The sequence below is a fragment of the Variovorax sp. P4_D9 genome (assembly GCF_056401695.1).
Genome location: NZ_JBFUIU010000281.1, coordinates 1 through 10,870 on the forward strand (window position 1 = coordinate 1; position 10,870 = coordinate 10,870).

At 64.1% G+C, this 10,870-nt stretch carries 7 protein-coding genes; 2 read left to right on the top strand and 5 right to left on the bottom strand.

The window, feature by feature from the left end:
- Both AC1DY5_RS26695 and AC1DY5_RS26700 read right to left on the bottom strand, forming a co-directional pair.
- On the bottom strand, positions 1-349 hold a 349-nt coding region (locus AC1DY5_RS26695), incomplete at its 3' end, for an HD domain-containing protein (protein WP_478116287.1).
- 9 nt (positions 350-358) lie between these two features.
- Positions 359-3,730: an Eco57I restriction-modification methylase domain-containing protein gene (locus AC1DY5_RS26700; RefSeq protein WP_478116289.1), complete on the bottom strand. Its 3,372-nt coding sequence runs from the start codon at positions 3,728-3,730 to the stop codon at positions 359-361.
- A gap of 91 nt (positions 3,731-3,821) precedes the next feature.
- Here AC1DY5_RS26700 and AC1DY5_RS26705 point away from each other — a divergent pair, with 91 nt between their 5' ends.
- Positions 3,822-5,054: an ISAzo13 family transposase gene (locus AC1DY5_RS26705; RefSeq protein ID WP_478116291.1), complete on the top strand. Its 1,233-nt coding sequence runs from the start codon at positions 3,822-3,824 to the stop codon at positions 5,052-5,054.
- A gap of 22 nt (positions 5,055-5,076) precedes the next feature.
- Here AC1DY5_RS26705 and mutY read toward each other — a convergent pair whose 3' ends face one another.
- The 3 genes from mutY to mutM form a co-directional block, all read right to left on the bottom strand.
- Positions 5,077-6,141, bottom strand: coding sequence for an A/G-specific adenine glycosylase (mutY, locus tag AC1DY5_RS26710; protein WP_478116293.1), 1,065 nt, complete (start codon positions 6,139-6,141; stop codon positions 5,077-5,079).
- Complete coding sequence (locus AC1DY5_RS26715; protein WP_478116295.1) at positions 6,131-8,089, bottom strand: dynamin family protein; 1,959 nt, start codon at positions 8,087-8,089, stop codon at positions 6,131-6,133. The genes mutY and AC1DY5_RS26715 overlap by 11 nt, the downstream gene beginning before the upstream one ends.
- 72 nt (positions 8,090-8,161) lie before the next feature.
- Complete coding sequence (gene mutM / locus AC1DY5_RS26720; RefSeq protein ID WP_478116298.1) at positions 8,162-8,977, bottom strand: bifunctional DNA-formamidopyrimidine glycosylase/DNA-(apurinic or apyrimidinic site) lyase; 816 nt, start codon at positions 8,975-8,977, stop codon at positions 8,162-8,164.
- A 282-nt stretch (positions 8,978-9,259) separates the two neighbouring features.
- Between mutM and AC1DY5_RS26725 the strand changes: the two genes are divergently transcribed.
- On the top strand, positions 9,260-10,870 hold a 1,611-nt coding region (locus tag AC1DY5_RS26725), incomplete at its 3' end, for a tetratricopeptide repeat protein (protein WP_478116296.1).

Genomic DNA, 10,870 nt, shown 5'->3' on the forward strand with positions numbered 1-10,870 from the left:
CGATTAGGGCGAGACGGTTGGCTGTCGTCGCCAGTCGGGCATAAGCCTTCGCCTTGCGTTCCTTGCGGTCCGCACCTGGTGGGTCGCTCAGCAGGTCGACCGCCTCGGTCACCTCATCGCCGAAGCGTGCCTGCAGCGCCTCGAGCGTCATGCCCGCGACGTCTTCCTTCACGTCGTGCAGGTACGCTGCAGCCTCGGCGTCATCGCCATAGGGCCGCGCGAGCTCAGCCACTGCATCGAGGTGATGTGAGTACGGGTGAGGGCCGTACATCTGGTCGCCGTGGGCTTCGATCGCGAAGGCCCGGGCGATGGGTGCCGACACCGGCGAAGAATCCAGGACCGCGTTCAAGAATTAATCTCAGCCATGAAGCAAGGCGAGGTACTCGGGCCGCTTGGTTGCCAAGCCTTTGAAGCCGCTCAGCATGTGCACAAAATCGCCGGTCGTGATGCCGTACAGCCGCGCCACCGTGCGGTCGTTGTCGGCACGCAGCATGTCCATGGCTTTGGCGGACACCGGCACGTCCTGCTTTTTCACATTGAACAGGGGCGCGAGTTCGGCGAAATCATCCCAACTAGCGGCCAGGCTCAGTAGCAACGCGTTTTTGGCGAGCGCCGCGTAGTCGGCATTTGCCAGGATGTCGGAGTCGCTGGGTTGCGGCACGGGCAAGCGGTAGAGGTAGGTCTGACTGACGTTGAATTGAATCATCTGCCGGGCCAACCAGTCCACCGGCACACTGTTAAACCAGGCCAGCGCCAGCAGCAAGCGCAAAGGCGATACCGCCTTCGCAGCGAGGGTGCCGTCCGCGTCAGTTTCGTAGCGCTTGGCCGCATTCGCAAACAAGGAATGCCCCAAGCCTACGTTTTTGGGCAACAAACTAAAAATCAACGTTCGTTCGTTGGTGTCGCTCGCAACGCTCCGAAAACCCAAGCGCACGTATTCCCGGTCGTAGCGAACCTCCGCCGAGTGCTTTCCCACCTCCGCCTTTGGCAAGGCCAGATCTTGCGCCATCCGATGCAGTTCCTTGCTGTGCAGTCGCTGGTCGAAGGCTTTCCGGTCCAACCAGTATTGCGGCTGCTCGAACACATGGCTGTACTGCCAGATCATCTTGCCCTCGTATAGCGGAAGCAGGCCTGGCATGAACCGCTCGATGAACAAATCCTTGTCATCGGTCATGTGCAGTTCGCGACGGAAATCCAGCCAGTCTGCCGAAAGCGCGGGGAACGCGCTGTAGCACTTTTGCAAAATCGGCAGATCGGCGCGGTTGCGCAACTCCAGCAAGGCCCATTGCTCGGGTGACAGCGCTTTCACCGTCGCCAGCGGGTAAGGAATGCGCGTCTCCGGACGCTGCAGATCCGCCGCATCAAGCACGTAAAAGGCAGTGTCGATGGGAGGCGTATCGGGGTTTGGCGGCGCGTTAACCACCTGAATCATCGCAAACTTGTAGCGAGAGTCCACATCTGGGAATATGGGCTTCCGATTCTCAAAGCTGTGAAAGAAGCGTAGTTCGCACTGCGCAAAGATGTGTTTACGCAAACCCGTAGAGCCTTCCTCAAACATCAGGGCACTGGGCAACACATAGCTGAGGTTGCCTCCCGGCTTGAGCAATCCCAGGTTGCGCTCCACGAACAGGCGGAACAGGTTGCCGTCGCCCATGCCTTTGTTGAGCGGAAACACCGCCTTGTCCTTGTAGTATTCATTGGCTGCGTCGTGGAAAGCGAGCGCACCCTGGTAGGCGGTGGCGATGTGCGGACTCTGCAGCAAGCGCGTCTGAACTGCGGCCTTTTCGGAGTTCTTCAGGCTACGGTAGTTGCTGTGGTACTGCGGGAAGAAATCGGTGTCGGCAAACTTGGTTTTGTCCCAGGGCGGGTTGCCAAGAATGAGGTCGAAGCCCTTGCGCTCGCCCGCAAAGGCCTCGGGGAACGCGACCTCATAGTGGAAGAAGTTGTACTTCTGGGCATAGGCCTCGACCTGCCGCAATGCGGCGGTTTTGGTCTTGCCTTCGTCGAACAACTCGTTGACAAGGTTGGGCGTCTTGCTCAGCGCCTCGCAAGCTGCTCTCTCGCCTTCGGCCAGCAGGGCGCGACGCGTGCAAATGAAGCTGAGCGCACGCGAAAGCAGGTTGAGCTTAGGCGCAATGGACGTCTTCCACAGCTTTTTGGATTGCTCCACCTCTTGGGCCGTGGTATCGCGCATGGCGTCGAGCTCATGCATCACGGTGCGCAGCTCGTCGAACCGGGCGCTGAGGTTGTCCACGAACAGGTCGTTCTGGGCCACTTCGACCGCGTTGTACGAAACGAACTCTTGCACGCTCGCGCCCATGAGCGCATTGCCGTGCTGAACGTGGTGTTCAATAAACGACAGCGGCGTGCCGAAGATGAAACTGTCCATCCACAGGCTAAGGCGCGCAAGCTCCACTGCAAAAGGGTTCAGGTCCACGCCGAATATGCAGCGCTTGAGCAAGGCGCGCTTCAAGATCTGCGCATCATCGGGCACATAGTCGAGGTTGAGGAACTTGAGCTGATCGGCAATCTTGGCGCTTTCCTGCGCCACGAGTCCCTGGAGGTCGGCGTCATCGTGGAGCCGGTCCAGAGCCAGGTCGGTCAGGTAGCTGAGCGCCTCGACCAGGAAATGCCCGCTGCCGCAGGCGTTGTCCAGCACCTTGAGATCCATCAAGGCTTTGCCGTGTGCCCCTGCGATGGCCAGCGCCTGATCCACGGCGGCTTTTACCAGCGGCTGCGAGAGCGAGGCGGGCGTGTAGTAGCTGGCCGAGGTCTTGCGCGTGTTGCTGGCGCTCTTGAGGTATACGTCGCCCTTTTTAACGCTGATCTCGCGCAGGGACCTGAAGCCTTTTTCCTTGCGGATGAGCGCGGTGTCGTAGGCATCGAAATAGGCTTCGACAGTCTTCCCCTTCGTAACTGCGCTCTCGTATTCCAGGTACACGGCGCTCTCCACCGCCTTCTCGAATCGGAACTCCAGCAGCCCTTCGTAGATGCGCCCGAGGTGGGTGACGCTCATGTTCTTGAAGTCGCGCCGCGTGTCAAACAGGGTGGTGCCGCGATTGGTCTTGAAGAGCAGCTTTTCCAGCACCTCGCGCAGCGTGGCATTGTCAAAAATTTTAGGCTGCAGCAACAATGGTGCACGTTGGGGATCGAAAAGACCGCCATTGAAAAGCGGAACGTCGATGTCTTCGGCGCCCTCGTCGAGCATTTCGAATAGCTGTTTGAGTGCATACACGCCATCGTGCCGTCTGCTGCGCGCGTCGCCTTTGGCCGGCAAGCTCTGGAAAATTTGGCCCAGACTGTAGCGCTTGTAAAACGGGTGCCGCGCCAGTAGTTCGTGGTTCTTGTCCTCAAAGTACACGACGAACAGCAATCGGAACAGCAACACCACGCTGTTCTCGTACACGCTAGCCATGCTGGCTTTGGGGTTGGCGCGTTGGATGGCGCGTCCCATGATCTCGAACAACGAGTCTTCGCCCGCGTAGCCATAGATCACTGCCTTGAGATTCTCTTCCACCTCCAGCGTGAAGTCGGCGGAATCGGCAATGGCCTGCTCGATAGCGGTGGTCCGCCCTGGAACGGCGGGCGGGACATAGGTGTCACGCCCGAAGAAGAAGCCGAACAGCGCCAGAGCCTCACGCTTTTCGGCGCTGTCGTCCAACGCGCAGATGACTTCCAGATCGAACTGGATGTAGGTCTTGCGCGCGGTGACTTTGTCGGTGTCGTACACGCGCCAGATGCGCCCGTTCGTGAGGAAGCCGAACCTAAGGGCTCGCGCAAAAATAACTTGATAAACTTTGTGGGATGTGTTCTAAAGCGCAATGCAGATTGCATTCGCGATAGAGCAGATCGAGTCGAAGTACCGATCGCTGGCAGCAGTGCTGGAYGAGCGGGCCCGTCGGCATTGGGCGGCGACTGAAGCGCGCGCCTACGGTTGGGGTGGCGTCAGTGCGGTGAGCGACGCCACCGGAATGTCGCCGAACACGATACGCAAAGGGTTGGCCGAATTGGCCGCCCGCGAAGGTGATGCCGATTCTGAAGTCAGTTCGCGATTGCGCAGGCCTGGCGGTGGCCGCAAGCGTTTGACCGAGACTGACCCGCAATTGAGCGTTGAGTTGGATCTTCTGGTGGATCCCTTGACGCGGGGCGATCCCGAGTCGCCCTTGCGCTGGACCTGCAAGAGCACGAGCAATCTCGCCCAAGAGCTGTCGCTGCATGGACACCCGATCAGTGCAAGAGCTGTGGCGCAGCTGCTGAACGTGGCCGGCTACAGCTTGCAGGGCAACCGCAAGACCTTGGAGGGAACCRCGCACCCCGACCGCAACGCGCAGTTCGAGCATATCAACGTCAAGGTCAAGCGATTCCAGCAGCGGGGGCAACCGGTGATATCGGTAGACACGAAGAAGAAGGAGCTCGTGGGCCCGTACAAGAACAACGGGCGAGAGTGGCAGCGCAAAGGTGAACCCGAACGGGTGGACGTGCACGACTTCCCGGATCCCGAACTCGGCAAGGTCATCCCCTACGGCGTGTTCGACATGAGTCGCAACGAAGGCTGGGTGAGCGTGGGCATTGATCACGACACTGCGCAGTTCGCGGTCCAGGCGATCGGCCGGTGGTGGCAGAAGATGGGCAGCAAACGCTACGCCCATGCCGGTGCGCTGATGATCACAGCCGACGGCGGAGGCAGCAATGGCAGTCGATGCCGTCTGTGGAAGGTCGCATTGCAAAGCCTGGCGCAGCGCCTCGGGTTGCCCATCCATGTGTGTCACTTCCCACCGGGGACAAGCAAATGGAACAAGATCGAGCATCGCATGTTCTCTCACATCACCCAGAACTGGCGAGGCCGGCCTTTGGTGAGTCACGAAGTCATCATCAATCTGATCGCCAACACAACAACGCGGGAGGGCCTGAGGATTCAAGCCGAACTTGATCGAGGCAAGTACCCGACCGGCATCAAGATCACTGACGCGGAGTTGGCCCAACTCAATCTCAAGCCGGACAACTTTCATGGTGATTGGAACTACACGGTGCTCCCAGCAAAGAAGAAAACTTAGTCACCTTATTTATGCGCGAGTCCTAAGCGCAGCCGATCACGAGCCGCTTTCGCACCGGCGCCGGCAAGCCCAGCGCGGTCCACTGATCGGCGGCAAACCAGTCGCCCGTGTCGGCCAGCGGCTGCGTGCTGCGGCGTTCGACCGCCACCGGATGCAAGTGCAGGTCCTTGTGCGTGAGCACATGCAGGAAGGCGGCTTCGTCGTGGACGCTGCCAAGGTCCTTGGCCGTCAGCGTTGCCGCCAGTGCCTCGCGACTCTCGTAGATCGGCAGGCAGTAGAGCCCGGCCCAGATGCCGCGCGATGGCCGCTTTTCCAGCCACACGCGCCCTTCGGGGTCGCGCGCCAGCAGCAGCCAGAGCGACTGCGAAGTCCGCCGCAGCTTTCGGGTCTTGACCGGGTAGTTCTCGGGCGTGCCCTGACGGCGGCCCGCGCACAGGTCGCTCACCGGACAGATCATGCAGCTGGGCTTGCGTGGCAGGCACACCGTGGCACCCAAATCCATCAAGCCCTGGGTGTAGCCGGCGATGGCCGCTCGGTCCTCGGCGGGCGGCAGCAGTTCGGTCGCCTCGTTCCACAGCAGCCGCTCCTGGGCAGCCGACGACAGGTCGCCGTCGAAGGCCAGCAGCCGAGACAGCACCCGCTTGACGTTGCCGTCCAGGATCGCGACCCGCTCGCCGAAGCAGAAGGCCGCGATCGCCGCCGCGGTCGAGCGGCCGATGCCGGGCAATGTCTGAAGCTCAGACGCCGTTTGCGGGAATTCGCCTTCAAAGCGCGCCACCACCTCCTGCGCGCAGCGATGCATGTTGTGCGCCCGGCTGTAGTAGCCGAGTCCGCTCCAGAGCCCGAACACCTCGTCCTCGGTGCCCGCCGCCAGGTCGGCCACCGACGGGAAGCGCGCCAGGAAGCGCGCGAAGTAGCCGAGCACGGTGCTGACCTGCGTCTGCTGCAGCATCACCTCGGAGAGCCAGACGCGATACGGGTCCCGGGTGTTCTGCCACGGCAGCTCGCTGCGGCCGTGGCTGCGCTGCCAGGCCACGATGCGCTCGGCGAAACCCGGTGCGCGCCCCTGCGGACTTTCAGGCGACAAGTTCGGTCCGTGCCACTGAAACGTTCGGCGCTTCGTTGCTGGCCAGCAAGGAGGTGAGTTCGGCCAGCCGCCGGTGCAGTTCACCGAGATGGCCTTCCTGGGCGGCCAGCTCGGCCAGGCGCTCGTCGAGGCTGCCGGCCGCGCCCTGGATCCGCTCGACCGCCTCGATGCGCTTGGTGAAATTGCGGCGCCGCTCCTTGAGCTGTGCATCGAGCTGGGCGCCTGCGCCCTTGCTCCAGCGCTCGACCTCGGTCATGGCCGCCTCGTTGACCACCCGCAGCCGGCTGGCCAATGCGCGCACCAGCTTGTCGCAGAAATCGGGCTGCGCCAGCTTGAGCATGTTGCCCACGCCCAGGTAGTGCACATGGCTGCGTTCGATCTGGTCGAGCTGCTGCTCGAAGCCCGACAGGTCGGGCTCGGGCGGCGCCTGCAGCGTGAAGCCGTGTTCGGCATTGAGCTGGCGAAAGGTGGCGTGCAGCATCGACTGGATCTCGGCGCTGGTCGCCTGCACCTCGCGCAGGTTGTTGCGCAGCGATTCGAAGGTTTCGCCGTAGACCTTGCGCACACTGAACTTGATGCCACGCCGCTTGAGCGCCGCCGAGAGGCGGCCCATGTCGGCCTTGAGCGCGGTGCTGCCGAGCACCGCATAGACCTCGCGCAGCAGCTTGCCCTGCACCGAGCGCAGTGCCAGGATGCGGGCGTTGCTGCCCTCGAACTCGGTTTGTTCCTGTTCGATGCGCGTGCGCATGTGGCGGATCACGGATCCGTTCTTGCCGCGCAGGCCCTGCAGTTCGAGCGCCTGCTCGGACAGGTCGCGCTGGCGCACGTTGAGAATGCGCGCGGCTTCGGTCCTGAGCGCGACGATGCCGGCATCGACGGCCAGCCTGAGCATGGTCTCGCGCTTGCCGAGCAGGCCCTCGCCAAGCACCGCCTCGAGCGCCGGCAGCCGGCTCGCCTGGAGCAGCGGTACGTCGCGGCGGATCTTGGCCTGCAGCCCCTTCTGCGCCGAGACCGGCAAGACCTGCGACAGCGGCACGCCGAGCAGCTCGGCGGCCCCCTTGCGCTGGCGCTGGATCTGGGCATCGATCTGCGCCGGCGTGCTCAGGATGTCCCACATCGTGTCGATCTTGTTGAGCACCACGATCCGGGTTTCGCTGAGGTCGCCCTCGGTGACCAGGTGCTCACGCCAGATGGAGAGGTCGGAACGGGTCACGCCGGTGTCGGCACCGAGGATGAAGACCACCGCATGGGCCTGCGGAATCAGGCTCACCGTGAGCTCGGGTTCGGCGCCGATCGCGTTGAGGCCGGGCGTGTCGAGGATCACCAGGCCCTGCTCCAGCAGTGGATGCGGCATGTTCAGCACCGCATGGCGCCAGAGCGGAATCTCGACCCGACCATCCGAATCGGGCACCGGGTTGTCGTCCGGGTCATCGTCGCTCCAGAAGCCGAGCGCGCGGGCCTCCTCGAGAGGCACCCAGCGCACCTCGGCGACCTTGCTCATCGACTGCGACAGTTCCTCGGCATTCTCGACATCGATGGCGATCTCGGTCCAGCGCTCGGGCTCGTCGCGCCAATGTGCCAGGGAATGCGCCTCGAGGCGGGTTTCGATCGGCAGCAGCCGCAAGCTCGGCGGCAGCGCAGGGTCGTAGCCCAGTTCGGTCGGGCACATCGTGGTGCGCCCCGCGCTCGCCGGCATGATCCGGCGCCCGTAGCTGGCGAAGAAGATCGCGTTGATCAGCTCGGACTTGCCGCGCGAGAACTCGGCCACGAAAGCGACCATGACCTTGCTGGTGCGCAGTTGCGACTCCAGGTCGCGCAGCCGCTCGGCCACGCTCTGGTTCAGTAATTCGTTTTCATTCAGCCAGCGAGACAGCCACTTGAGGCGGTGCGCGAAATTGCGCCGCCAAGCGCCATGCTTGTCGAATTGCTGATTGAAGGAATCGGTCAAAGCAGGATTTGTAAGGGCGACTTACAAAATATAGCATCGGCGCGTCATCAGAGCGTCAATTACTCTGGGGATTCAATGCTTTTGGCACACTGGACAGAAATACGTGGCACGCTGGCCCTGGCGAATCATGCGCACCGGTGTCGCGCAGACCCGACACGGCTCGCCCTTGCGGCCGTAGACCGTTGCTTCCAGCTGGAAATAGCCGCTCTGCCCGTCTACATTCGAAAAGTCCCTTAGGGTACTCCCACCGCGCTCGACCGCCCGCGCAAGGATATCTCGCACCGCGGCATGCAGGSGCAGTGCACGCGGCCGGCTGATGCGCGCGGCCGACAAGGTCGGGCGGATGCCGGCGAGAAAAAGCGCCTCCGAGGCATAGATGTTCCCCACGCCCACCACCACGTCGCCCGCCAGCAGCACCTGCTTGATCGGTGCGCGGCGCCGGCGCAGGCCGGCATGGAAGGCCTCGAAGTCGAAGGCATCGCCGAGCGGCTCCATGCCAAGCCCGCCGAGCAGCTTGCGCGCCAGCGGCGAAGACTCGTCCTCGACAAAGACCACGGCGCCGAAGCGGCGTGGGTCGTTGAGCCGCAGCGTGCCACGGCTGGTGACGAGGTCGAAGTGATCGTGCGCCCCCGGGGCGGGCAGCGAGCCGTCGAAGCGCAGGCTGCCCGACATGCCCAGGTGCATCAGCAGCACGCCGGCATCGAGGTCGACCAGTAGGTACTTGCCGCGCCGGCGGACGGCGCGCACAGTGCGGCCCACCAGTTCGGCGGGTTCTACCGCCAACGCCCAGCGCAGCGGCTTGCCGACCCGCACCGCGTCGATACGGGCGCCCGCGATACGTTCCGCGAATCCGCGGCGGGTGACTTCGACTTCGGGGAGTTCAGGCATGGGCGCTGGCTGACATGAAAAAACGTCGGCGTTGAAACCCCACGCGACATGACGCAAAAAGCTTGGATTATTATGGCTTCGATGACCTTCACGCTTCGCCGATCCCGCCTTGCGGCGGCCGCTTTCCTGGCCCTGATCGCGCTCGCGGCGCAAGGCCAGACTGAAGCTCCCGCGCCCGCCACGCCCTCCGCCCCCGCATCCGTCGTCGACCCCGCGCAGCCCGCAGGATCGCCCGAGACACCGGAGCCCCCCAAGGCAAGCTCGCAGGCCCAGCCATCGGCAATGACCGCCGAGCTGTTCTACGAGGTGCTGCTGGGTGAACTCAACGCGCGCTCCGATCCCGGCACCGCCTACGGACTGGTGCTCGACGCCGCACGCCGCGCGCGCGACGGCAAGCTGTTCCAGCGCGCGGTCGAGATCGCGCTGCAATCGCGTTCCGGCGATTCCGCCCTGGCGGCGGCCCGGGCCTGGAAGGAGACGCTGCCCGATTCGCGCGAGGCACGCCGCTTCGAGCTGCAGATCCYGATCGCCCTGAACCGCATCGCCGAAACGGTCGAGCCGCTGCGCGCCGAGATGGCCGCCACGCCACAGGTCGAGCGACCCTTCCTGATGGCCGTCATCGCCCGCAACTATTCCAGGGCCACCGACAAGAAACTCGCGGCATCGGTGGTCGAACAGGCGCTGGCCGACGAACTCGCAAGCCCCGCCACGGGGGGCGCCGCCTGGGCCACGGTGGGCCGCCTGCGGTTGGCCGCCGGCGACATCCCCGGTGCACTCGACGCCGCCATCAAAGGCCAGCAGCTGGACCCGTCGGCCGACGGACCCGCGCTGCTGGCACTCGAGATCATGGACCCCAGCCAGCCGCTGGCCGAGCCGATCGTCAAGCGCTATCTCGTCGGACCGAAGGCCCAGCCCGAAATGCGCGTCGGCTACGCCCGGGCGCTGGTCGAGGGACGGCGCTATGCCGAGGCCCAGGCCGAACTCACGACGCTCACGGCGGCCAGGCCCGAACTGCCCGAACCCTGGCTGCTGCTCGGCAGTCTCCAGATTCAGGCGCGCCAGGACAAGGCGGCCGAGGCATCGCTCAATCGCTTCATCTCGCTTGCGCCGACCCTGCGCGACCCCGAAGGCCGCGAGCGCGGCCTGACGCAGGCCTACCTGCTGATGGCGCAGCTGGCCGAGCGACGCAAGGATTTCACCGGCGCCGAAAACTGGCTGGGCCGCATCGACAGCACCGACGACTTGGTCGGCGCGCAGGCGCGCCGCGCCGCGTTGCTGGCCCGCCAGGGCAAGCTGTCGCAAGCGCGCGAGCTGGTCCGCAGCCTGCCCGAGCGCACCGCGGACGAGAAGAAGCAGAAGTTCCTGACCGAAGTGCAGCTGTTGCGCGATGCCAAGCAGTACCAGGCGGCCTTCGACATGCTGGCCCAGGCCAGCGCCGCGGCGCCGACCGACACCGACCTCATCTACGACCAGGCGATGGTGGCCGAGAAGCTCAACCGCCTCGACGAGATGGAACGCCTGCTGCGCCGCGTGATCGAGATCAAGCCGGACAACCAGAACGCCTACAACGCGCTCGGCTATTCGCTGGCCGATCGAAAGGTGCGGCTCGAAGAGGCGCGCACGCTGATCCAGAAGGCGGTGCAATTGGCGCCCGACGATCCGTTCATCGCCGACAGCCTGGGCTGGGTCGAGTACCGGCTGGGCAACACGGCCGAGGCCATGCGCATCCTCGAAGACGCCTACAAGCGCCGGCCCGACCCCGAGATCGGCGCCCACCTGGGCGAAGTGCTGTGGGCCGCCGGCCAGCGCGACCGCGCGGTGACCATCTGGAAGGAAGCGTCGCTCGCGGATGCGGACAACGAGACGCTGCAGGAAACGCTCAAGCGCCTGCAC